We start from the raw sequence: 23,588 nt of genomic DNA on the forward strand, positions 1-23,588 counted from the left end.
CCCGGGCCGAGCGCGAGGCGCGGTCGCGGGCGGCGCGGGCGGCGGAGGAGCGCCGTCGGGCGGCGGTCGCGGCCGGCGAGGTCGAGGCGGTCGGACGGGAGCTGGCCGACCGGGTCGACCGGGCCGTCACCGTTGCCGCCGCGCACCGCGATCGGCTCGAAGCCGTCCGCGGCGACCTCTCCCGCCGGGTGGACGCCGGCCGGGAGGAGATGCGCAAGGCCCGCGAACGGGTGACCGCGCTGACCGATTCGCTGCATCGGGACGAGGTGGCCCGCGCCGAGGCCGCCCTGCGGTACGAGCAACTGGAGAACGCCGCACTCGAACAGTTCGCGATGACCGCCGACGACCTGATCGCCGAGTACGGACCCGACGTCACGCTGCCACCGTCGGAGCTGGAGATCGCGGAGTACGAGCAGGCCAAGGAGCGCGGCGAGGCGGTCAGCCGCCCGGCGGCGATCCCGTACGACCGCGCCACCCAGCAGCGCCGCCTCGCCCGCGCGGAGAAGGACCTCAAGGCGTTGGGGCGGGTCAACCCCCTGGCGCTCGAGGAGTTCGCCGCGCTCGAGGAGCGCTACAACTTCCTGTCGACCCAGCTCGAGGACGTCAAGGCGGCCCGCAAGGACCTGTTGGCGGTGATCGACGACGTCGACGCCCGCATCCTGCAGGTCTTCGCCGACGCCTATGCCGACGTCGAGCGGGAATTCGTTCAGGTCTTCGCGACGCTCTTCCCCGGCGGCGAGGGCCGACTGATACTGACCGACCCGTCCGACATGCTGACCACCGGCGTCGAGGTCGAGGCGCGGCCGCCCGGTAAGAAGGTCAAGCGGCTGTCGCTGCTCTCCGGTGGCGAGAAGTCGTTGACCGCGGTCGCGATGTTGGTGGCGATCTTCCGGGCTCGGCCGTCCCCGTTCTATGTGATGGACGAGGTCGAGGCGGCCCTCGACGATACGAACCTGCGCCGGCTGATCTCGCTGTTCGAGCAGCTGCGGGAGCGCTCCCAGCTGATCGTCATCACCCACCAGAAGGCGACGATGGAGGTCGCGGACGCCCTCTACGGCGTCTCGATGCGCGGCGACGGCATCACGACGGTGATCTCGCAGCGGTTGCGCGGTCGCGATGTCGCGATATCGGTGGGTGACGTCGACCCACCGGCCGCCCCGGCTGCGGCGTCACCGCAGGTCGAGCCCGCGTCACCATCGGCCGAGACCACCCCGTAGCGGGCCGGTCGCGGGCCGGTCGGCACGACACCCGGCCGGACCTGATAACCCCCTACCCCATCGGGGCTGTCAGGATGGTTGGGTGACCACCGAAGCCTGGCTTGCCGTCGCCGCCGTTGCCGTACTCGTCCTGATCGCACTGTTGATCGGGCTGCTGCTCTACCGGCGGCGGAAGGTGTCCTTCGGCACCACCGACACCACCGCGGTCACCGATACGACCACCGATACCAAGGCGGTCGAGGGGCGCGGCGGATACCAGGCCGGCGGCGGCTTCACCTTCAGCACCGGCACCGAGGCGGCGGCCACGCCGCAGCCCCGCGCCCGGATGCCCGAGCCGGCGCCGATCGAGCGGGTCGACGTCGACGGCCAACCCGGAGTCGGCGACGACGCGTCGATCCCGCGGGATGCTCCCCGCCAGACGATTTCCGACGTCAGCCTGCCGGACGTGGTCCCCAACCCGGTCACCGACGAAGCCGCCGGTACGCCCGCGGGCGCATCGGACAGCTCGACATCTGCCGACGCCCCCGCCGGCGACGCCACCCCCGCCGAGCCGACCCCGACCGGCACCCCCGCCCCGGAATCGGTTCCGCCCGTCGCTGCGGAATCGGTTCCGCCGGTCGCCACGGAGGTCGTTCCCGCCCCGGCGGGTGCCGACGTCGAACCGGTCGCGGCCGCAGAGACCATCCCGGCGACCCCCGCCGAGATCACCCCGCCGGCGGCCGAAACCGCCCCGGCGGCGCCCGCGCCGGTGCTGGACACGATCGAGCCGACCGCCGGACGCCTGGTCCGCTTGCGTGGGCGCCTGGCGCGGTCGCAAAACGCGATGGGCAGGAGCCTGCTCGGCCTGCTCGGTGGCGGCGACCTGGACGAGGACGCCTGGGAGGAGGTCGAGGACACCCTGATCATGGCCGACCTCGGCCCGGCGACCACCGCGGAGATCGTCGAGCGGCTGCGCTCGGAGATGGCGATCCGCGGCGTCCGCAACGAGGAGCAGGCCCGCGCCGTGCTGCGCGAGGTTCTCGTCGACACCCTCGACCCCGGCATGGACCGCTCGATCCGCGCCCTGCCGCACGACGGTCGTCCCTCGGTGCTGTTGGTGGTCGGGGTCAACGGAACCGGCAAGACCACCACGACCGGCAAGCTCGCGCGCGTGCTGGTCGCCGACGGCCGGCGCGTGGTGCTCGGCGCCGCCGATACCTTCCGCGCCGCCGCCGCCGATCAGCTGCAGACCTGGGCGCAGCGGGTCGGGGCCGAGGTGGTGCGCGGCAAGGAGGGCGCTGATCCGGCATCGGTCGCCTTCGACGCCGTCGTCCACGGCATCGACAATGGCGCCGACGCGGTCCTGATCGATACCGCCGGGCGCCTGCACACCAAGACCGGCCTGATGGACGAATTGGGCAAGGTGAAACGCGTCGTGGAAAAGAAGGCCCTCGTCGACGACGTGATTCTCGTATTGGATGCGACGATCGGTCAGAACGGTTTGACCCAAGCGCGGGTCTTTGCCGATGTGGTCGACATCACCGGTGTCGCGCTGACCAAACTGGACGGTACTGCCAAGGGCGGCATCGTTTTCCAGGTGCAGCGGGAGTTGAAGGTCCCCGTGAAGCTGGTCGGCCTGGGGGAGGGCGCCGATGATCTTGCTCCATTCGAACCGGGCGCTTTTGTCGACGCGCTTCTCGGATAATTTCGACGGGGAACGTCCCCTTCGGTTCGCTTCGTTATCCTTTGGACGCATCCGTTCACACGCCTGAAACAAGGGCGTGTCAGAGCGGAAACGTGGGCCACCGAGGCTATCTCCGAACGTCGCGCGGGTGATGCGCGCTCTAAGGAGGAAGCAGTGAGTTCCGAAGAAGTATTGGCGCAGTCAGGCAATTCAGCCTGGATGCTGATGGCGGCCTCGTTGGTGCTGCTGATGACGCCGGGCCTGGCGTTTTTCTACGGCGGCATGTCCCGCAGCAAGTCCGTCCTCAACATGATGATGATGTCGTTCGGCGCCATGACGGTCGTCACGATCATCTACTTCCTGTGGGGCTGGTCGATGGCGTACGGCACGCAGGACATCGCGGGGATCTTCGCCAATCCCTTCGAGTTCTTCGGACTTCGTGACTCGATCACCGATGCGGACGGCAACTACATCGCCGGCGCATTCGGATATCCGAATGTCATCGATATCGCCTTCCAGGTGACCTTCGCGATCATCACCGTCGCGCTGATCAGCGGCTCACTGGCCGAGCGCGTCAAGTTCACCACCTGGTTGGTCTTCGCCGGTGTCTGGGCGACCCTCGTCTACTTCCCGCTCTCGCACATGGTGTGGGGTGGCGGCCTGCTCTCGGGCGCCGAGAACAGCTTCGCCTCGTGGATCTTCGGCACCGTCGATGACGGCGGCGACATCTCCGCCGCCGTGCACCCGATCGACTTCGCCGGTGGCACCGTCGTTCACATCAATGCCGGTATGGCCGGCCTGGTGCTCGCCCTGATCATCGGCAAGCGCGTCGGCTTCGGCAAGACCGCCTACCGCCCGCACAACCTGCCCTTCGTCATGCTGGGTGCCGCTCTGCTGTGGTTCGGTTGGTTCGGCTTCAACGCCGGTTCCGCCTTCGCCGCCGACGGCGTCGCCGGCCTGGCCTGGGTCAACACCACCGCCGCCACCGCCGCCGCGATCGCCGGCTGGTTGATCGTGGAGAAGATCCGCGACGGACACGCCACCAGCCTCGGTGCCGCATCGGGCATCGTCGCCGGTCTGGTTGCGATCACCCCGGCCGCAGGTGCGCTCAGCCCCATCGGCGCAATGATTCTCGGCGTCATCGCCGGCGCGCTGTCGGCCCTCGCGGTCGGCCTGAAGTTCCGCTTCGGTTACGACGACTCGCTCGACGTCGTCGGCGTCCACCTGGTGTCCGGCCTCTGGGGCACGGTCGCGATCGGTTTCCTCGGCACCGAGACCGGCCTGTTCTACGGCGGCGGTATCGACCAGCTGATCGTCCAGATCGTCATCGCCCTCGTCGCCCTGATCTACACCGGCGTCCTGACCGCGGTCATCGCGTTCGCTCTCAAGCCGCTGGGCTGGCGGGTCGACACCGAGGCCGAGGAGAGCGGCATCGACGGTGCGGAGCATGCGGAAACCGCGTACGAACTGAGCTGAACCAGTAATTCTTGCGACACTGGTGGGTAAGAGGTATCCACCCGTCGGGTGCCACAGATCAACTGTTCGAAAGGAACAAGATGAAGCTCATAACGGCGATTGTTAAGCCGTTCACCCTCGAGGACGTGAAGGCCGCCCTCGAACAGGCCGGCGTTTTCGGCATGACCGTCAGCGAGGTTCAGGGCTACGGTCGGCAGAAGGGTCACACCGAGGTCTACCGCGGTGCGGAGTACTCGGTCGACTTCGTGCCGAAGGTACGGGTCGAGGTTGTCACCGATGACGCGTCGGTCGACAAGGTCGTCGAGGTGATCGTCGAGGCTGCACACACCGGCAAGATCGGCGACGGCAAGGTCTGGGTCACCCCGGTCGAGACCGTCGTGCGGGTCCGCACCGGCGAGCGCGGCGGCGATGCGCTCTGACCCGACTGGGTCCGACAACAACAATGGCCGTCATGGAGGCAGCGACCGTCATGGACCGGCGTCGGTGAATCCGAAACGTCGAGACGGCAACCCGGACGGCCCCGCTTCGGCGGGGCCGTCCGGCCCTTCCGGGGACAACCGTAAAGGCAAGGGAGCCAATGGTTCCCGGACCGAATCGGGAGGACCGGCGGCGATCGACCTGGTGCGGGCCCGCGAACAGCTGCTCGGTCTGTCGCAGGCGCGCCGGCTCGATGCCCCCTCGCTGCGGCAGGCACTGGTCGATCTGCACGAGTTGTGGTTGACCGGCACGGCGAGCGAATTGGGGATCGGACCCGAAAGCGGTTGCGCGATCGTCGCGGTCGGTGGACTCGCACGCGGCGAGATGCTGCCGTATTCCGATCTCGACCTGATCCTCCTGCATGACGGCAGCGACCTCGAGCGTATCGGCGGGATCGCCGAACGGCTCTGGTACCCGTTGTGGGACGCGCACATCAAGCTCGACCACAGCGTCCGCACCGTCGCCGAGGCTCTGCAGGTCGCCGCGTCGGATATGACCGCCGCGCTCGGCCTGCTCGACGCCCGGCATATCGCCGGCGACGCCGACCTGACCGCGGTGCTCGTCGCCGAGGTGCGGCGGCAATGGCGGATCGGCGTGCGCTCACGGCTCGACGAACTGATCGAGCTGACCCGGCAGCGCTGGCAGCGCAGCGGCGATGTCGCCCAGCGCGCCGAACCCGATACCAAGAACGGCCACGGCGGCCTGCGCGATATCCAACTGATCGACGCGCTCGCGGTGGCCCAATTGACCGATCCCGCGATCGATCCCGGCGCGCAGACCGGTGGCGGGGTCGCCGCCGCCCATGCCCGGCTGCTCGACGTGCGGACCGAACTGCACCGCGTGGCCCGCCGGGCCCGCGATCAGGTGCGCGTCCAGGACGCCGACGAGATCGCCGCGGCCCTGCGGCTCGGCGACCGCTTCGATCTGGCCCGTTCGCTGAGCGATTCCGCCCGGACGGTCAGCTACGCGGTCGACGCCGGACTGCGCAACGCGGGCAACAGCATTCCCCGACGCGGATTGGCACGCCTGCGGGCGGTACCGCTGCGTCGCCCCCTCGACGAGGGCGTGGTCAACCACGCCGGCGAGATCGTCCTGGCGCGTGACGCGCAGCCGAGCCGCGACCCGGGGCTGGTCCTGCGGGTCGCCGCCGCCGCCGCGCGAACCGGCCTGCCCATCGGTGCGGCCACCCTCGTCCGGCTGGCCGATACCGCCCCCGAACTGCGTACCCCCTGGCCGCGGGGAGCCCTCAAGGACCTGCTGGTCGTCCTCGGCAGCGGCCCGCGGGCGATCCCGGTGATCGAGGCTCTCGATCGAACCGGTCTGTGGGGCAGGCTGATCCCGGAATGGGGCGCGGTCCGCGATCTGCCGCCGCGCGATGCGATCCACACCTGGACCGTCGACCGCCATCTGATGGAGGTCGCGTCGATCGCCGGTACCTTCGCCACCCGGGTATCCCGACCGGATCTGTTGGTGCTCAGCGCGATCCTGCACGACATCGGCAAGGGGCGCGGCGGCGATCACAGCGTGATCGGCGCCGAACTCGCCGAACGGATCGCCACCCGCATGGGTCTGTGGCCCTCCGATATCGACGTGGTGGTCGCCGTGGTGCGCCAGCACCTGCTGCTGCCCCAGGTGGCGACCCGGCGTGACCTCGACGACGTCGCCACCGTGCAGTCGGTGGTCGACGCGATCGGTGGGGACATCGTCGTCCTCGAACTGCTGCACGCCCTGGCCGAGGCCGACTCGATCGGCACCGGTCCCGGGGTCTGGGGGGAGTGGAAGGCCAGCCTGATCGCCGAGCTGGTCCGCCGCTGCCGGCTGGTCATGGTCGGCGAACCGCTGCCGGAGCCCGAACCGCTCGATCCGGAACTGGTCGCGCTGGCCGAACGCGGCGAGATCCACGTCGACGTCAAGCCGCTCGACGAGAACTATTCGTTCCTGGTCCGCGTGGTCGCCCCCGACCGGCGCGGCGCGCTGACCGCGGCCGCCGGGGTCCTGGCGATGCACTCGCTGCGGGTGGTGTCGGCGTCGGTCGGTGGCGACGATTCCTACGCGATCGACACCTTCGTCGTCTCACCCCACTTCGGTGACCCGCCGCCGGCGGAACTGATCCGGCAGGACGTCATCCGGGCCCTCGACGGTCGTCTCGATCCGGTGGCCGAGGTCTCCGCGCGTCGCGACCGCGAGTTGCAGTCGACGGGCGCCTCGACGACACCCGACAGCGCCCAGGCGCCGCCGCGGCTGCTCTGGTTCGCTCCCGCCGACGGCGACAACTCGCGGGTGATCCTCGAGCTGCGGGCCGAGGACCGCCCCGGGCTCCTCGCCCGGGTGGCCGGTGCTCTGCACGCGCAGGGGGCGGATATCTGCTGGGCGCGCGTCGAGACGCTCGGCAACTCGGTCGTCGACGCCTTCTGCGTGAAACTCGGACCCACCGACGAGGGGACCTCCGAACGCGAACGGCGCGAGACGATCGAACAAGCGCTGCTCGCGGTGGTGCCGGCGGCGCCACCGCCACCGCCGGAGGAGAATGCCGGGAGGTGACCATCGGCGGGCGGCGGCGGTGAATTCCGATGACCGATTAGGCTGGTGGGAGCACCCGACGGGGTGCGAGCGAAGTCGACCCCGCTCCGGTGGGGCCGTGAGCGAGATCCAAAGGAGCAGCGGCACGTGTTCGAATCTCTCTCCGACCGCCTCACCGGCAGTCTCGCCGATCTGCGCGGCAAGGGACGGCTGACCAACCACGACATCGATGTGGTCTGCCGGGAGATCCGTCTCGCGCTGCTCGAGGCCGACGTCGCGCTGCCCGTCGTCCGGTCGTTCATCTCCTCGATCAAGGAACGCGCCAAGGGCGCCGAGGTCTCGGCCGCGCTCAATCCGGCGCAGCAGGTCGTCAAGATCGTCAACGAGCAGCTCGTCGAGATCCTCGGTGGCCAGACCCGGCGGCTCGAATTCGCCAAGACGCCGCCGACGGTCATCATGCTCGCCGGCCTGCAGGGCTCCGGTAAGACCACCCTGGCCGGAAAGCTCGCCAAGTGGCTGACCGGGCAGGGGCATACCCCGCTGCTGGTGGCCTGCGACCTGCAACGCCCCGGCGCGGTCGACCAGCTGCGCATCGTCGGCGAGCGGGCCGGCGCCGCGGTCTTCGCCCCGCATCCCGGTACCTCGGTCGGTACCTCGGAGAACCCGCTCGGCATCAGCGCCGGCGATCCGATCGAGGTCGCCCGTGCCGGTGTCGAGCAGGCCCGCACCAAGCAGTACGACGTGGTGATCGTCGATACCGCCGGCCGCCTCGGCATCGACTCCGAGCTGATGGCGCAGGCCGCGGGTATCCGCGATGCGATCGATCCGGACGAGGTGCTCTTCGTCCTCGACGCGATGATCGGCCAGGACGCCGTAGCGACCGCCGACGCCTTCGGCTCCGGCGTCGGGTTCACCGGTGTCGTGCTGACCAAGCTCGACGGCGATGCCCGCGGCGGTGCGGCGCTGAGCGTCCGAGAGGTCACCGGCAAGCCGATCATGTTCGCCTCGACCGGTGAGAAGCTCGAGGACTTCGATGTCTTCCACCCGGACCGGATGGCGAGCCGCATCCTGGGCATGGGCGACCTGCTGAGCCTCATCGAGCAGGCCGAACAGGTCTTCGACGAGAAGCAGGCCCAGGAGACCGCCACCAAGATCGGCTCCGGCCAGCTCACCCTCGAGGACTTCCTCGAGCAGATGATGGCGATCCGCAAGATGGGGCCCATCGGCAACCTGCTCGGCATGCTGCCGGGGGCCGGCAATATGAAGGACGCCCTCTCGCAGGTCGACGACAAGCAACTCGACCGGGTGCAGGCGATCATCCGCGGTATGACCCCGGCGGAGCGGGAGAACCCCAAGATCATCAACGCCTCCCGACGGCTGCGCATCGCCAACGGCTCCGGCGTCACCGTGACCGAGGTCAACCAGCTGGTCGACCGGTTCTTCGACGCCCGCAAGATGATGGCGTCGATGGCCGGTCGCATGGGCATGCCGGGCGCGGGCGGCAACCGCCGCAACGCCAAGAACAGCCGCAAGAACAAGAAGAACAACAGCAAGCGCAAGGCGACCCCGGCACGCAACAACGGCGCGATGCCCGGGATGCCCGGCCTTCCTCCCGGCCTGTCCGGGATGCCCGCCGGGCTCGACCAGATGCCGCCCGGTCTCGAGGGCTTCGACCTCTCGCAGCTGAAGTTCCCGAAGAAGTAGCCCCACCGTGACCGGGGCGCTGCACCTGATCGGCCGAACCCTGCCGGACGATCAGCCGGTGCAGTTGTGGGTGGTCGACGGCATCCTGCACACCGAACCGGTCGCCGACGCGACCACGATCTGCGAGTCCGGGTGGATCCTGCCCGGGCTGGTCGACGCGCACTGCCACGTCGGCATCAGATTCGGCGGCGGCCACACCGATCACGACGAGATGGTCGCCGACGCCCGCGTCGAACGTGAGGCCGGCGTGCTGTTGCTGCGGGACGCCGGTTCGCCCGTCGACACCCGCATCCTCGACGCATACGAGGATCTACCGCGCATCATCCGCGCCGGCCGCCACCTCGCCCGACCCAAGCGCTATATCCGCGACCTGTCGATCGACCTCGCCGATCCGGAGCGGCTGCCGGATGCGGTCGCCGAACAGGCCCGCGCCGGCGACGGCTGGGTCAAGCTGGTGGGGGACTGGATCGACCGGGAGGTCGGCGACCTCGCGCCGCTCTGGTCGCCGGAGATCCTGAAGGCCGCGATCGACGCCGCCCACGCCGAGGGAGCGCGGGTGACCGCGCACGTCTTCGGCGAGCAGGCCCTGGTCGACCTGGTCGGCGCGGGCATCGACTGCATCGAACACGGCACCGGGCTGACCGACGAGACGATCGAGATGATGGTCGAACACGACACCGCTCTGGTGCCCACCCTGATAAATATCGAGACCTTCCCGCAGATCGCCGACGGTGCGGGGAAGTTCCCCCGCTACGCCGACCACATGCGCGACCTGCATCGCCGCGTAGCCGACACCATCGGCCGGGCCCACGATGCCGGGATCCGGATCTTCGCCGGCACCGACGCCGGCGGCAGCATCCGGCACGGCCGGATCGCCGACGAGATCGCCGCGCTGATCGGTGTCGGCCTCTCCCCGCTCGAGGCCCTCGGCGCCGCGAGCTGGGATGCCCGCGAATGGCTCGGTCGGCCGGGGCTCGAGCCGGGGCAGCGCGCCGACCTGGTGGTCTACCGCGAGGACCCGCGCACCCCGGCCGGGGTACCGGACCATCCGGATCTCACCGTGGTCGGCCGTCACGTCTTTCGCCCCTGACCTCAGGGCGCCTCGTCGGGACGGCCGGGGTTCGGGTCGCCGCTCGGCGGGACGACCGCCAAGCGCTGCTCCGAACGGCCGGTCCGGTCCGCGGTATCGGCGGCCGGTGCGGAATCGCCCCCGGTGGGCGTGTCTGTGGGCGCCCCGTCGTTGCCGTCCCCGGCGTCCGACTCGGTGATTCCGGCGCGCAGCAGATAGGCGCCGACCTCCCGCTCGCGGTAGATCGCCGGATTGTGCGAGGCGATCGTCCGGGCGTTGCGCCAATGCCGGTCGAGGGCGAACCGGGCGTCGAGCGCCGAGGAACCGCCCACTTCGAAGATCGCCGTCGTCGCGGTCAGCACCAGATCGATCACGGTGATCTGTGCCCGGTGCACCGCGATATCGGCGGCCTCCTCCCGCCTCTCGAGCTCCTCGAGCGCCCGGGCGGTGCGCCGACTGCTCGGTCCGGTCCGCCACGCGAGCCGTTCGTCGACCACGGCGTCGAGGATGGCTCCGGTGCTCAACACGATCTGGCGGGCCGCGTGGGCGGCGGCGTCGACCCGGCCGAGCACCGACTGCACCAGCGGATCCGCGCTCGGCAGGTCTGCGAGCGCCTGACCGTGGGTGCGCTGCCGCCGGCGCACGAAGGCGGCCGCCTCGTCCGCCGCCTGCCGCGCGATGCCCGCGAGGGTCGCCAGATGGGTCAGCTGCAGGATGGCCCACTGGCCGGCGGCGCGCTCCTCGGACGGGATGATCTCCAGGTCGGTCACATCGACATTCGTGAACACCGATGTCCCACTGGCGCTGCCGCGTTGGCCGAAACCGGAGTAGTCGTCCAGCAATTCGACTCCCGGGGCGTGCCGGGGCACGATCACCGAGGAGCGTCGCGTCTCATCGGTCACCGCGACCGAGATGTAGTCCGCGAAGAGGCTGCCGGTGCTGTAGTACTTGCGGCCGTTGAGCAGCAGTCGTTCGCCGTCGGCGACCACCGTGGTGCCGGTGACCCCGCGCAGCTTCCCGGTCAGCTCGCTGCTGGCGTTGCCGATGATCGCGCCGGCCCCGATCCGGCGCAACCACTCCCGGCCGCGGTCGGTGTCCTGCTCCACCCAGCGGTCCTCGCCGAACCGGAAGTGCACCCGCAGCGCCTGCACCAAATTGGAATCCGCGGCGGCCAATTCGATGAACAGCAGCAGCAACTGGCGCAGGCTCACCCCGAACCCACCGAGCTCGGTCGGGACGCGCAGCGCGCCGAAGCCCTGCTCCCGCAGCCACTCGGCCTGTTCGAGGGCCAGGGTGCGGTCCTGTTCGCGGGCGATGGTGCCCTCGGCGATCCGCTCGAAGATCGGCCGGAACCGATCGAGCAGTTCGTCGTCGGTCAGCGGGGTGGTGCGGTCGAGATCGGTGGTCCAGGAGAGGGACATCGCTTCGCTTTCGGTCCGGGTGGCAGGAGGCCGACGGGCGGTCGGGTCTAGAAGAAGCCGACGGGCGGGAGGGCCGCATCGTTGACGACGACGTCGCCGACCACCCGAGCCTTGTAGACGGTGGGGTTGTGGGAGAACAGCGTGCGCAGATTGCGCCAATGCCGGTCGAGGTGGTGCGCGGCGTCGACCGCCGATGCCCCACCGGCGGCGAACAACTGGCCGGCCGCACGCAGGGCGATGTCCTCGACGCCGACCTTCACCTTCGAGGTCGCCAGCGAGGCGGCCAGTTCCAGATCGGGATCGACGCTGCCGCGGGTCAGCAGGTGATCGGCGGCGCGGTCGAGGAATTCGGCCGCCCGCAGCACCGCACCCTCGACGACGAAGGCCGCCGAGGACAATTCGCCGACCACCTGCAACAGTTGCGGATCCTCGGCCGGTATCGACGTCGGCGCCCAGGCGTAGGGACGCGGACGCGACCGGATCAGCTCGGCGGCGTCGGCGGTGACCGACCGCAGGATGCCCGCCGCCACCGCGTGCAGCAGCAGATGCGGCAGCGGCTGGCGGCGCCGGGTCTGCGCATCGGTCCACCCCCGGAAGTCGAGGACCTCCTCGGGGTAGACGACGACGTTGTCGAGAATCGTTGTTCCGCTGCCGGTCTGGCGTTGGCCGATCCCGTTCCAGTCGTCGGCGTGGATCACCCCGTCGCGGTCGGCGGGGATCAGGACGCTCAGCTGCTCGCCGTCCGCGTCGTTGGCGGAGATCCGCAGGACATCGGAGTACTGCGACCCGGTGCTGTAGTACTTGCGTCCGTTGAGCCGGAAGGCATCCCCGTCGGGCAGCAGGGTGGTGTCGAAGACGTAGGTCCCCACGGCGCGGCTGCTGCGCTCGGCGCCGGCGCCACCGAAGAGGGTGCCGCCCACCACCTGCTCGAGCCACCCCCGGTCGCGCGGGTCGTCGAGCCGGGTCAGCCGCTCCTCGACGAAACCCCAATGGGCGCGCAGGATATGCGGTACGTCCGGGTCGGCCGCGCCGAGCTCGATCACCAGTTCGAGCAGGTCGCGCAGCGAGTAGCCCGCCCCGCCGAGCGCGACGGGCACCCGGACCGCCCCGAGGCGGTACTCGCGGGCCAGCTCCAGGGCCGCCAGCGGCTTGCCGTCGTAGCCGCGTCGACGGGCATCCTCGGCGATCCGGGCGATGACGGTCGCCCGTTCGGCCGATCCGGGAGCCGGCGGGCGAACGTCGGTGGTACCACCGGATGCGGCGTCGCGGGCGGTGGTGTCGACTCGCCCGGTCTCGAGATGTCCGGTGTCGAGGGTGTCGGTCACCGGGCCACCGCCGCACCGACGGCCGCCGTCGACCGCTCCCAGCCGGGCACCGACTCGATCAGGTCGCGGGTGTACGCGTCGGCGGGATCGGTGAAGATGCGTGCCGCCGGGCCGGATTCGACGACGACGCCGTGCCGCAGGACCGTCACGTCGTCGGCGACCTGTCGCACGACACCGAGATCGTGGGAGATCAGCACGTAGGTCGACGCGAACTCGGCCTGCAGGTCGATCAGCAGTTCCAGGATCTGTGCCTGCACACTGACATCGAGCGCGCTGGTCGGCTCGTCGAGGATCAGCACATCCGGTCGCAGGGCCAGCGCCCGGGCGATCGCGACGCGCTGCCGCTGCCCGCCGGACAGGCGCTTCGGCAGGGCGTCGTGGGTATGCGGCGACAGCCCGACCAGGTGCAGCAACTCGCGGGCGCGGGCGGTGCGCTCGGCCCGCGAACCCAACCCGTGGCGCTTGAGCGGTTCGATGACCGAGTCGAGCGCGGTGTACGTCGGATCGAGGGAGACGAACGGGTTCTGGTACACCAACTGCAGCGTCTTGCGTCGATGCCGCAGGGCGGCGGGATCGCCGAATTCGATCGGCGTGCCGGCCACCAACACCTCACCCTCGGTCGGGGCATCCAGACCGAGGATCAGACGCGCGATCGTCGTCTTGCCCGAGCCCGACTCGCCGACGATCGCGTGGGTCGACCCCGTGGTGACCGTCACGTCGACGCGGTCGAGCGCGACGAGCGGCTCGGCGGTTTCGGGCCGTTCGAACAGTTTGGTGACCGCCCGCAGCTGTACGGCGGGCCGGCCCACCGCGGGCTGCGCCGCCGATTCCTCGGCGACCGGCCGGTGCAGCTTGCCGAACTTGTCGGCGTTGAGCGCCGGCACGTCGGACAACAGTCGCCGGGTATAGCTGCTGGTCGGTGCGCTCAGCACGGCGCCGGTGGTGCCGTGCTCCCGGACGCTGCCCTGTTCGAGCACGACGAGGTGGTCGGTGCGTTCGCGGGCGAGCGCGAGGTCGTGGGTGATCAACAGCAGACTGAGCTGCAGTTCGTCGCGCAGATCCTCGATCAGGTCGAGCACCCGGCGCTGCACGGTGACGTCGAGCGCCGAGGTCGGCTCGTCGGCGACCAGCAGCGCCGGCCCCGCCGAGATCGCCGAGGCGATCAGCACGCGCTGCAACATGCCGCCGGACAGCTGATGCGGATACCGGCGGGTGACATCGGCGGGACGTTGGATGCCGACCTGCGTCAGTAGCTCGACCACTCGATCCCGGTGTCCCTCGGCGGGTCCGGTTCCGGTGACGCGCAGCGTCTCGATCAGCTGGTTGCCGATCGTGCGCACGGGGTTGAGGGAGTTGGCGGGATCCTGCGGGACGTAGGCGATCTGGTTGCCGCGCAGCGCGCGCAGTCGCCGGGAGCCGGCGGTCAGCAGATCCTCGCCGCGGTAGGTGATCGTGCCGGACTGGACAACCGCCTGGGGCGGTGCGAGATTCAGCACGACATTGGCGATCGTCGACTTGCCGGATCCGGATTCCCCGACCAGCGCGACCACCGATCCGGTGGGCACCGTGAACGACACGTCGTGCACGGTCCGGCGCACCCGGCCGAAGCGCCGGTAGCCGACGGTCAGATCGGAAACCTCGAGAATGTTCGCATGCGCGCCCGCGCCGCGGATATCGCCGGCAGCCGTGGCGGTCGGGCGCGCCGCGGTATGCGCGGCGCCGAGGCCGGCGCCGGGCGGGACGGGATCGGTACGGGTGTCGGGGGTGGCCAGGGTGGTGTCAGTCATCGGAATTCACCTCTTTGATGAAGGCGCTCAATCGGTTGAAGGACAGGACGGCGATGACGATCGCGAGACTCGGAAAGATGACCATCCACGGCGCGGCGAAGACGTAGTTCTGCCCCTCGGCGACCTGGACACCCCACTCGGGCGAGGGCGGCGAGTCGCCGTAGCCGAGGAAGGCGAGCGAGGCGATCGCCAGGATCGCGACACCGAACTGCAGGATCGACAGGGCCAGAACGGACGACCACGAATTGCGCAGCACATGCGAGAAGATCAACGCCGGCGTGCGGGCCCCGATCAACTGGGCGGCTTCGAGATACGGCAGGTTGCTGATCCTCAGGACCTCCGACCGCATCAACCGGGCGAAGACCGCGATCGCCGAGACCCCGACCGCGATCGCCGCGTTGACCGTCGAGAAGCCGAGCGCGACAACGATGGCCATCGACAGCAGCAGGCCGGGGATCGCGATCAGGGTGTCGATGAAACGCATCAGCGCGCTCTCGACGGCGCGGCCGGCGTAGTGGCCGGAGATCAGTCCGATCGCCGAGCCGACAACCAGGCCGATCGAGACCGCGAGCAGCGCACTCGACACCGACATCGTCGTGCCGTGGATCACCCGCGAGAAGATGTCCCGCCCGAGGTAGTCGGTCCCGAACCAGTAGCTGCTCGACGGGGCCAGCAGCACCTCGGTGGTGCGCTCCTGGTATGGATCGTGCGGGCTGAGCAGGCCGGGGGCCACGCTCGCCAGCAGGATCAACAGGATGAATCCGAGGGCGACGATCGCGCCGGGGGTCAGCCGGCGCGAAACCGCGGTGCGCCAGGTGCCGAGCCCGCCGGTATCGCCCGCGGCGGGTATCGACGCTCGCGGGTCGTCGGTGACGTCCGGCGATACGGTGACGTCCGTCGACTCGGTGCGGGCGGGCGGCGGCAACTTGTGGACGCTCATGAGGTCACCTCCGCGACCGGGGCCCCGGCCGGCGTCGCGCCGGCCGGAGCGGTCGACTGCGTGCGCAGTCGGGGATCGAGCAACGGATACAACAGGTCGACAATCAGATTGACCAGGACGACGGCGCCGGCGGCCAGCACGATCACCCCGAGCAGGACCGGCGAGTCCTGCCCGGAGACCGCCGAGGAGATGACCGACCCGATGCCGTGGCGATTGAAGATCGCCTCGACGATCACCGAACCGGTGATCAACTCCGCCACGGCGATGCCGAGCATCGTCACGCCGGGCAACGCCGCCGGCCGGGCGACGTGGGCGAGCAGCACCCGCCCATTGGTCAGCCCCTTCGAGCGGCCGAAGGTCACGAAGGGCTCGGCCTCGACCTCGCGGGCGTTCTCGATGATCACCCGGGTGAACGGCGCCGAGACCGGCAGCGCCAGCACGGCCGCCGCCGGAATCGCGCCGACCCAGCCGTTGGCCTGCAGGGTGCTGAACCAGCCCAGCGAGTACGAGAACACCTGCAGGACGGCCAATCCGATGACGAAGGTCGGGACCGACAGCATCGCGGCCGGCACCGCGGCCGCCAACCGACGGATCTTCTCCGAGGGGGCGGCGACCGCGGCGGTGGAGACCACGAACGAGATGACGATCGCGAAGACGGCGGTCAGCACCGTCAACTGGATCGTCGACGGCAGCGCCGCGACCAGCCGATCGGAGACCGGCTCGACCGAGATCAGCGAGTAGCCCAGATCGCCCTGGAGGAGGCGGCTGACCGAATGCCAGAACTGCACCCAGATCGGTTCGTCCAGACCGTAGTAGGCCAGCAATTGCTCGACCTGTTCCGGCGAATAGGTCACCTCGGGATCGTTGAGCCGCGCCCGAATCGGATCACCCGGCAGGAAGAACAGCAGGGTGAAGACGATGACATAGGACAGCGCCAGCACGATGAGGCCCTGACCGATCCGTCGCAGGACGAACGACCGGTAGTACCTGGCGGATCGGCTCATGTCAGTCGTCCAGCCAGGCGTCGTAGAAGTAGGCCCGGCCGAGCGTTTCGGTGCGGAATCCGTGCAGATTCGCGGCCGTCACGAAGGCCTGCTGGGTCTCCTGCAGCGGCACGATCAGCGCGTTGTCGATCAGGTAGCTCTGCGCCGCCTCGACCGCCGCGTCCCGCTCCGGGCCGACCGGATGCAGCTTGATCTCGTCGAGCGCCGCGTCGAACTGCGGGTCGTTGAGGCCGCGGGTGCCGCCGGACCGGTAGGGCGCCCAGAGGATGCTGACGTCCGCGGCGGTCTGGTGGCCCCAGCTGAAGGCGGTCTCCGGCTTGGCGATCTGCGCGTTGTAGGTGGCGGCGTCGACCTTCTGCAGGTCGAAGTCGATACCGATGCGCGCCAACTGGATCGAGATCAGCTCCGCGTCGGGGATCGAGACGACCCAGTTCGGCTCGTTGTAGACCCGAATCGACAGGGGTTGGCCGTCCTTGATGCGGATGCCGTCGGAACCACGCTCGGTCCAACCGGCCTCGTCGAGCAGCTGCTCGGCCCGCTGCGGATCGAAGGCGAAGGTCTCGGACAGATCGACGAAACCGGGGGTATTGGACTGCACGAGTCCGCGGGCGCGGGCCCAGTTGTCGTTGTAGACCGTCTCGATCAGCTCGTCGCGGTCGATGCCGAACTGGAAGGCCTGACGCACCCGCAGATCGGTCACCGGCTCGCCGGCGGTCAGCGCGAACTCCAGGGTGCGGGCGCCGCCGAAGGGGCGGGCGCCGTGGTATCCCAGACCCTGGTTGATCAGGGTCTGCTCGTCGCTGATCAGGATGTCGCGGGCCGCCTGCGCCTGATTCGACAGCAGCTGCCCGGTGCGGGCCGAGCCCTCCGAGGACACCAGGTAGGTGATCGAGTCGAGGTAGGCGGGACCGCTGTGGTCGGCTCCGCCGGGCGCCCAGTCGTAGTCGTCGCGCTTGACGATCTTGATCTCGGTGGTCTTGTTGCCCGAGTCGAAGACGAACGGTCCGGTGCCGATGGCGTTGGCGATATCGGACGCCTCTTCGAGGCTCAGATCGAGAGTCGACGGTGCGACGATCGAATGACGCAGATCGGACAGGTTGTTGAGGAACCCACTGTCCGGGCGGCTCAGATAGATCCGGATGGTGTCGCCGTCGACGACCTCGGCGCGATCGTAGGCGGAGAACTGCGGCACCGACGGGGTGATGCCGCGCGATTCGTCGCCGGTCGCGAACCGATCGAGATTGGCGATCGCGACCTCGGGGGTGAAGGGGGTGCCGTCGCTGAAGGTCACGTCGTCGCGCAGGTCCAGTTCGACCTCGGTGAGGTCATCGCTGACGCGCCACTGCGTCGCCAACCAGGGCTCGACCTCACCGGTCTCCGGATCGAGGAAGACCAACTGCTCGAACAGATTCACCGATACCGAGGAGTTCTGCCACAGGCGCAGGCTCTGCTGCGCAAAGCTGGTGAACTCGCCGCTCTCCAGGAACACGATGTCGCCACCGCTGCTCGGTTCGCCGGTCGGCCCCGCGGCGGCCCCGCCGGAGGAATCACCGCCGCCGCAGGCGACGAGCACCGCCGCGAGGGTCGCGGTGGCTACGGCGCCGGTGAGGCGTCGTCGGAACGCAAACATGGAGCTCTCCTTGAGGAAACGTGCGCGGGGAATCACGCACGAGGAATCGTGCGCGGGGAATCGTGCACGAGAAATCGGGCACGGGGGGATCGGGCGAGTGGATCGAGGGGGTGAATCATGCGGGGAGAACGGAAGGTTCATCCCGCCGCGGATGCTTCTCTAGCTGCGACAGTCGGCATCCGAGGGCGCCGCAGCCGAGCGGCGGCCGAGGTCGACCAGCTCGTCGCGGTGCACGATCACCCGGTTCAGGCGCACCGTCCATCCCTGTCCGGTCGCGGGATCGGCGCGTTCCCAGGTGACGCGATCCCGATGGGTCGGCAGCACGATCAGCCGATCCGTGGCCACATCGGTTGTGACGCCGGTGGCGAGGTCGGGGGCGACCAGGGAGGCGTACAGACCCGGATAGTGCGCGACACGCAATTGTCCGTCGAGGCGGCCGAGCGGCTGCGCATCGGTGGGGGCGCCGTCGACACCCCAGTCGAGCGCGACGGCCTCGACGAGCGCCGCGATATCGCCGCGATCGATGTCGCCGAGCAGCGCATTGCGCGCCCGGCTCGGCGGGGCGTCGGCCAGCAGCGGGCCCAGGGCGATATGGGCGCCGAGGACCGCCGCGAGGTGCGGGTCGATCCCGGCGGCCGCGGCCAGCAGGTCGCGCCCGACCGCCGGCGAGGTCACGGCGACCGCCGCGGCGCGCACCGTCGTCAGATGGTCGAGAGCCTCGCGCAGCACCGTGATCGTCTCGCCCTCCGGGATCGCCGCGGTGGTGCCGACCGGGAGCGAGGGCTCGGCGAAGATCTCCCGCAGCACGGTGATCGCGTCGGCGTCGAGCCCGGCGGCGGTGGAGGCGGGCAGCACGGTCATCGGGAACCTCTCGCATGCGGGTAGGCGCGGTGGGCGCGGGCGGGAATTCCGAGGGTCGCCCGGTGGGTGACGTCGAAGAAGGCGTTGATGCCGTTGCGCCGGCGGGCACCGACACTGCGGTGATGGTCCGACCCGTCCGCGGCGTTCATCGTCGCCCGAGTGTTGTTGAAATCACGCAGTTCTCGCTGCAGGGATACGAAGTGGGTCCCCGGTCGCCCGCCGTCGATTGTCGCGAAGTCGCGGCGGTTGATCACCGGCACGTTGTTGACCCGGGCGCGCGCGGCGGCCTGCGCATGTCCGACGACGCCGTGCTCGCGCACCGTCGTCTCGTATCGCTCGTAGTCGCTGGGGGAGTCCTCGACCAGCCGCTCGGCCTGGTGCGCGGAGATCGTCGGCGCGTAGAGCAGCGCCGCCTGGCGGTCGCGGTCGAGCTGTTGCCACCGGTCGACCGCCAACTCGATGCGGCTGATGTGCGCGGTCGTGCCACCGGTCAGCGGGCCCTCGGTGATCGTGATCGCGTCCTCGGGGGCTTGGCTGCCCTTGTGGATCGAATGGAATCCGAACAGCAGCGGCGCCGATTCGGGCAGGTCGAGCTCCGGCAGCGCCCGCGCGGGCAGCCCCGCGCCGACAAAACCGTTGCGCACCTCGGTCACCCGCAGGTAGTCGCCCTGGCCGAGCGGCCCGTCGCCGAAGAGCACCTCGCGGACCTCGTCGAGAATCTCCGCGTGGTCGCTCGCCAGGTGGAAGACCGCGATCGGGATATCGAGCGCGGGGTCCTCCCACCGCGACATCCGCGCCGGCGGGTTGATCAGGCGGTCGTGGTCGGTATACCGGTCGAACCACTCGACGCCCCAGCCGACGGTGGTCAGCAGGCCGTCGGGCCCGTAGGCGTACTTGTCCTCCACCGCCGACAGCGCGTACTCGAGGTGCGCGGCGGCTCGCTCCAGATGCGTTGCGGCTCCGCCGCCCCGCGGCCCGTCGGAGTTCGGCGGCGTCACCAGGTCGGTGAACACCAGACTCTGGTGGCGCGGAGCGACCGGACGACCGAGGTCGTCGGTCCCGAAGGTCTCCTCCCAGGCATGTTGACGCTCCGGCAGGCTCATCGGCGCTCCACCCCCACCAGTGGCTGGGTGGCGACGCCCAGGCCGGCTTCGAGATCGGCCTCCAGGGCCGAGAACTCGGCGATCAGATCGGTGGTGCCGGTCTCGGGAATGCTCAGGTTGTAGACCGCGGCGGTGCGACCTGCGGCCACCGCGGGGTTCTCGATCGCCGTGAGGACCGTATCGGCGACGGCGGCGGTGCTGACCAGGCCGTCGGCGTTCGCGTCGCGGGTCAGTCGGGTCCGGTACGACTCGTCGTGAATGGTCGACACCCAGGTGGGGCGCAGGATCGTCCAGGGGTTCGGACCACCGCGCAGATGCGCCTCGAGGGCGCGCAGGCTCCAGGTGGAGGTGCGGGCATTGCGGTGCGCGACACCGTGTCCGACCAGGAAATGCGAGACCAGCACGATGTGCAGGTCGGGGCGGGATTCGGCGATCCGGTCGAGCAGGCGGTGCCCGAGGGTGCGCCCGGCGGTCTCACCCTCGACGGGCAACCACATGCCGGTGGGGGTGGCGACCGTCGGGGCCAGCACCAGGGCGTCGGCATCGATCAGCAGGTCGTCGATGTCGCGGTCGGTCAGTCCGATGTGGTCGGGTCGGATGTACCGGTGGCCGCGCTCGGCGGCGAGGCTCGCCGCGCTGTCACTGGCATTCCAGATGCCGTGGACGACGGTGAAATCCGTTCGTCCGGCCTCGTTCAGGGCCGGGCTGAGCTCAACGATATGTGACACGGTGTCTCCTCGAAGGGACGGCGGCCGTGGACCGCTCGATGAAACGAAGGGGAGTCGACTCGGATGGGGTCGGGGATCGGTCGACGGCGCTCACCAGGTGGGCACCGGCAATCCGAGATGGGCGCGCAGGGTGGCGCCCTCGTACCGCCGCCGAAAGAGGCCACGCTCCTGGAGGATCGGCACCACCTCGTCGACGAAGGGGTCGAACGCCTCGTCGATGACGTCGAACATCAGGTTGAAACCGTCGACCAGCCCGGTGGAGTACCACTGTTCGATCAGGTCGGCGACCTTCTTCGGGCCACCGACCACGCCGAGATGGCCGACCCCGCCGGAGCGGACGAGATCGCGGGCGGTGCGGCCCGACTCGGCCATCGACACCAATGACCGCAGGAAGCCCTCGGAGGTCTGCGACCGCTGCAGTTCGAACCGCGCGCGGTCGACCGGCAGGGGAGCGTCCGGATCGATATCCCGCGGATCGACCCCGAGGCGCTGGGCGATCATCGCCAGCACGGTCGCGTCGTTGTCGCTGTCCGACAATTCGTCGTGACGGCGTTCGGCCTCCTCGTCGGTCGATCCGAGGGTGACCGTCAGACCGGGCAACGCGAGCACCGGATCCCGGCCCGGGGCCCGGTGCTCGCGGCTCGCCGCGTCGAGGCGCCGTCGATAGTCGCGGGCCGCGTCGACCGTCGCCGCCGAGACGAACGTCGCGTCCGCGTACCGGGCGGCGAGGTTGAGCCCATCGGCCGAGCCGCCGGCCTGGAAGACCACCGGCAACGCCTGCTCCGATGGGGGGACAACCCCGCCACCGGTGATCGCGAAGAACTCGCCGCGATGCTCGAAGGTCCGCACGCCGCCCGGTCGGGTGTACCGGCCGCCGACCTTGTCCGCGACGATCGCGTCGGGTGCCCAGGTCCGCCACAGGGACTCGACCACGCCGGTGAACTCGTCGGCCCGCCGGTACCGATCCTGCTTGTCCGGCAACGGTCCGCCGCCGTGATGCAGCCCGACCAGCGGGTCGTAGCTGGTGACGATGTTCCAGCCGGCCCGCCCCCGCGAGATCCGGTCGAGGGTGGCGATCGACCGCGCCAACTCGAACGGCTGCAGCCACGACGTCGACACCGTCGCCACCAGCCCCACCCGCTCGGTCTCACGGGCGGCGACGGTCAACGCCAACAGCGGATCGAGGGTATTGCGTTGCGGCTGTTCGGCCCACTGGGGTTGCAGGGCCGGCACGTCGGCGGTGAAGACGGCGTCGAAGAGGCCCCGCTCCGCGGTACGGGCCACCCGCACGTAGAACTCGGGGTTCGCGGTGCCCAGCGGATCGATTCCGTCCCGTCGCCACGCGTGACGGTACGCACCCAGTCCCGGGCAATTGATGCCCAGATGCAGCCCTGGCTGTTGGCTCATGTCGACGCTCCGTGAGGGTCTCGTCCGGCGTATTCGGTCGGATGCGGTCAGGCGTCGACCGCGGCCCGCCGGGGGGCGGGGCGGCGACGGCCGGCCGGGTCGCGGCTGTCGAGCCACGGCGGCAACCAGCCCTCGTCGGCACGGTTGATCGTCACGCCGGGCGGCACGATCTCGTCGATCGCGTCCAGCACGGAATCCTCGAGGTGGATATCCGGCACGTGCAGAAGCGATTCGAGGTGCTGGTATGTGCGCGGACCGACCAGCACGCTGCTGACCGCCGGATGCCGCAGGACGAAGGCCACCGCCAGCTCGGGCAGGGTCAGCCCGGCCTCGGCGGCCACGTCGGCCAGGCGGATCGCCAACTCGCGCTTGGTCCGGTTGATCGGAAGCGTCGGATCGTGGCGGGCCGGGATGCGCGCCGCGCGCGCCGAGGGCGGCGCCTCGCTGCCGGCGACATGGCGGCCGGAGAGCCACCCACCGGCCAGAGGGCTCCAGGTCAGCACGCCCAGGGCGAACTTCTGCGCCACCGGGAAGACCGCCCGTTCGGCTCCGCGCGCCAGGATCGAGTACGGCGCCTGCTCGGTCGCGGGCTTGCTGCGGCCGGTGCGGGCCGCCGCCCACTGGGCCTCGACCAGCAGGTGGGCCTCGTTGGTGGTGGTGCCGTAGTACCGAATCTTGCCCTGGCGCACCAGATCGTCGAGGGCGCCGACGGTCTCCTCGATGTCGACCTCGGGATCGGGCTTGTGCTGCTGGTACAGGTCGATGTAATCGGTGCCGAGCCGGCGCAGCGAATTCTCGACCTCGGCGAAGATCCAGCGCCGCGAGCTGCCGCGGGTATTGATGCCGTCGGACCATTGGCTGTGGAATTTCGTGGCGACGATCACGTCGTCCCGGCGTCCCTGAATCGCCTTGCCGACGATGATCTCGCTTTCCCCTTGGGAATAAGAATCGGCGGTGTCGATAATGTTGATCCCGGCGTCGAGCGCGCGATGGATGATCGAGATGGCGTCGGCGTGATCACCGTTGGCGCGCTCGCCGAAATTCATCGCCCCCAGGGTCAGCGGGCTGACCTTGACTCCGGTTTTCCCCAGCGTGCGGTAGCTCATGTTCGGTCCGATCTGTTGGCGGCAGTCCCGCACCCGTCTCTCGGACAACGCGATTGTCCGCGGATGCCCGGCGCGCCTGCGGCAGGGCAGGACGCGTCGGTTCCATCAGAATCGTTCGGCCGGGGCCGACAAACAATATTGCTCAGCTAC

General features: G+C 69.8%; 18 protein-coding genes. 7 read left to right on the forward strand and 11 right to left on the reverse strand.

Going from position 1 to position 23,588, the window contains the following annotated elements; genetic code table 11:
• From MB1_RS20230 to MB1_RS20260, 7 genes are all read left to right on the forward strand, one after another.
• Positions 1-1,217: AAA family ATPase (locus MB1_RS20230; RefSeq protein WP_157084192.1), on the forward strand; the 1,217-nt coding region annotated here is incomplete at its 5' end.
• Between the two features lie 82 nt (positions 1,218-1,299).
• Entirely contained in the window at positions 1,300-2,901 is a 1,602-nt protein-coding gene (gene ftsY, locus MB1_RS20235) for a signal recognition particle-docking protein FtsY (RefSeq protein ID WP_066911791.1), read from the forward strand.
• Positions 2,902-3,099: 198 nt separating this feature from the next.
• Positions 3,100-4,356 carry an ammonium transporter gene (locus MB1_RS20240; RefSeq protein WP_066911794.1) on the forward strand — a complete coding sequence of 419 codons (1,257 nt, stop codon included), beginning with the start codon at positions 3,100-3,102 and terminating at the stop codon, positions 4,354-4,356.
• Positions 4,357-4,436: 80 nt separating this feature from the next.
• Positions 4,437-4,775, forward strand: a complete 339-nt coding sequence (locus tag MB1_RS20245) for a P-II family nitrogen regulator (RefSeq protein ID WP_066911797.1) — start codon at positions 4,437-4,439, stop codon at positions 4,773-4,775.
• The gene (locus MB1_RS20250; protein WP_084352304.1) at positions 4,765-7,374 is read left to right on the forward strand and encodes a [protein-PII] uridylyltransferase; all 2,610 of its coding nucleotides are present in this window, start codon (positions 4,765-4,767) and stop codon (positions 7,372-7,374) included. Before MB1_RS20245 ends, MB1_RS20250 begins: the two co-directional genes overlap by 11 nt.
• Positions 7,375-7,500: 126 nt before the next feature.
• On the forward strand, positions 7,501-9,057 hold the full coding sequence (ffh, locus tag MB1_RS20255) for a signal recognition particle protein (protein WP_066911803.1): 1,557 nt from the start codon (positions 7,501-7,503) through the stop codon (positions 9,055-9,057).
• 7 nt (positions 9,058-9,064) lie between these two features.
• A complete protein-coding gene (locus tag MB1_RS20260; RefSeq protein ID WP_245650288.1) occupies positions 9,065-10,147 on the forward strand; it encodes a metal-dependent hydrolase family protein in 1,083 nt (360 codons plus the stop codon).
• A 2-nt stretch (positions 10,148-10,149) separates the two neighbouring features.
• Here the strand turns inward: MB1_RS20260 and MB1_RS20265 are convergent, their stop codons facing one another.
• The 11 genes from MB1_RS20265 to MB1_RS20315 all read right to left on the reverse strand — a co-directional run bounded on the left by MB1_RS20265 (position 10,150) and on the right by MB1_RS20315 (position 23,438).
• Positions 10,150-11,547, reverse strand: coding sequence for an acyl-CoA dehydrogenase family protein (locus MB1_RS20265; RefSeq protein WP_066911806.1), 1,398 nt, complete (start codon positions 11,545-11,547; stop codon positions 10,150-10,152).
• Positions 11,548-11,594: 47 nt separating this feature from the next.
• Complete coding sequence (locus tag MB1_RS20270; protein WP_066911995.1) at positions 11,595-12,743, reverse strand: acyl-CoA dehydrogenase family protein; 1,149 nt, start codon at positions 12,741-12,743, stop codon at positions 11,595-11,597.
• Between the two features lie 125 nt (positions 12,744-12,868).
• The gene (locus tag MB1_RS20275) at positions 12,869-14,659 is read right to left on the reverse strand and encodes a dipeptide ABC transporter ATP-binding protein (protein ID WP_084352308.1); all 1,791 of its coding nucleotides are present in this window, start codon (positions 14,657-14,659) and stop codon (positions 12,869-12,871) included.
• Entirely contained in the window at positions 14,652-15,599 is a 948-nt protein-coding gene (locus MB1_RS20280; protein WP_084352310.1) for an ABC transporter permease, read from the reverse strand. The genes MB1_RS20275 and MB1_RS20280 overlap by 8 nt, the downstream gene beginning before the upstream one ends.
• The gene (locus tag MB1_RS20285; protein ID WP_066911809.1) at positions 15,596-16,603 is read right to left on the reverse strand and encodes an ABC transporter permease; all 1,008 of its coding nucleotides are present in this window, start codon (positions 16,601-16,603) and stop codon (positions 15,596-15,598) included. The genes MB1_RS20280 and MB1_RS20285 overlap by 4 nt, the downstream gene beginning before the upstream one ends.
• Before the next feature lies 1 nt (position 16,604).
• Positions 16,605-18,233, reverse strand: a complete 1,629-nt coding sequence (locus MB1_RS20290; protein ID WP_066911812.1) for an ABC transporter substrate-binding protein — start codon at positions 18,231-18,233, stop codon at positions 16,605-16,607.
• 159 nt (positions 18,234-18,392) lie between these two features.
• Complete coding sequence (locus tag MB1_RS20295; protein ID WP_157084193.1) at positions 18,393-19,094, reverse strand: hypothetical protein; 702 nt, start codon at positions 19,092-19,094, stop codon at positions 18,393-18,395.
• Positions 19,091-20,197: a DUF7405 family protein gene (locus MB1_RS20300; protein WP_066911817.1), complete on the reverse strand. Its 1,107-nt coding sequence runs from the start codon at positions 20,195-20,197 to the stop codon at positions 19,091-19,093. The genes MB1_RS20295 and MB1_RS20300 overlap by 4 nt, the downstream gene beginning before the upstream one ends.
• A complete protein-coding gene (locus MB1_RS20305) occupies positions 20,194-20,925 on the reverse strand; it encodes an NAD(P)H-binding protein (protein ID WP_066911819.1) in 732 nt (243 codons plus the stop codon). Before MB1_RS20305 ends, MB1_RS20300 begins: the two co-directional genes overlap by 4 nt.
• Positions 20,926-21,015: 90 nt before the next feature.
• Positions 21,016-22,332 (reverse strand): NtaA/DmoA family FMN-dependent monooxygenase, encoded by a 1,317-nt coding sequence (locus MB1_RS20310; protein ID WP_066911822.1) that lies wholly within the window; start codon positions 22,330-22,332, stop codon positions 21,016-21,018.
• A gap of 47 nt (positions 22,333-22,379) precedes the next feature.
• Positions 22,380-23,438, reverse strand: coding sequence for an aldo/keto reductase (locus tag MB1_RS20315; RefSeq protein WP_066911825.1), 1,059 nt, complete (start codon positions 23,436-23,438; stop codon positions 22,380-22,382).
• Between the last annotated feature and the right edge of the window lie 150 nt (positions 23,439-23,588).

The organism is Millisia brevis NBRC 105863, from assembly GCF_001552615.1.
Classification (GTDB): Bacteria; Actinomycetota; Actinomycetes; order Mycobacteriales; family Mycobacteriaceae; genus Millisia; species Millisia brevis.

Excerpts from the sequence above, each read along its gene's own strand:
- MB1_RS20240 (WP_066911794.1), top strand. The coding sequence starts at position 3,100 with ATGCTGATGGCGGCCTCGTTGGTGCTGCTGATGACGCCGGGCCTGGCG.
- MB1_RS20280 (WP_084352310.1), bottom strand. The coding sequence starts at position 15,599 with ATGAGCGTCCACAAGTTGCCGCCGCCCGCCCGCACCGAGTCGACGGAC.
- MB1_RS20275 (WP_084352308.1), bottom strand. The coding sequence starts at position 14,659 with ATGACTGACACCACCCTGGCCACCCCCGACACCCGTACCGATCCCGTC.
- MB1_RS20295 (WP_157084193.1), bottom strand. The coding sequence starts at position 19,094 with ATGACCGTGCTGCCCGCCTCCACCGCCGCCGGGCTCGACGCCGACGCG.
- MB1_RS20250 (WP_084352304.1), top strand. The coding sequence starts at position 4,765 with ATGCGCTCTGACCCGACTGGGTCCGACAACAACAATGGCCGTCATGGA.
- MB1_RS20300 (WP_066911817.1), bottom strand. The coding sequence starts at position 20,197 with ATGAGCCTGCCGGAGCGTCAACATGCCTGGGAGGAGACCTTCGGGACC.
- MB1_RS20290 (WP_066911812.1), bottom strand. The coding sequence starts at position 18,233 with ATGTTTGCGTTCCGACGACGCCTCACCGGCGCCGTAGCCACCGCGACC.
- MB1_RS20265 (WP_066911806.1), bottom strand. The coding sequence starts at position 11,547 with ATGTCCCTCTCCTGGACCACCGATCTCGACCGCACCACCCCGCTGACC.
- MB1_RS20245 (WP_066911797.1), top strand. The coding sequence starts at position 4,437 with ATGAAGCTCATAACGGCGATTGTTAAGCCGTTCACCCTCGAGGACGTG.
- MB1_RS20285 (WP_066911809.1), bottom strand. The coding sequence starts at position 16,603 with ATGAGCCGATCCGCCAGGTACTACCGGTCGTTCGTCCTGCGACGGATC.
- MB1_RS20315 (WP_066911825.1), bottom strand. The coding sequence starts at position 23,438 with ATGAGCTACCGCACGCTGGGGAAAACCGGAGTCAAGGTCAGCCCGCTG.
- MB1_RS20310 (WP_066911822.1), bottom strand. The coding sequence starts at position 22,332 with ATGAGCCAACAGCCAGGGCTGCATCTGGGCATCAATTGCCCGGGACTG.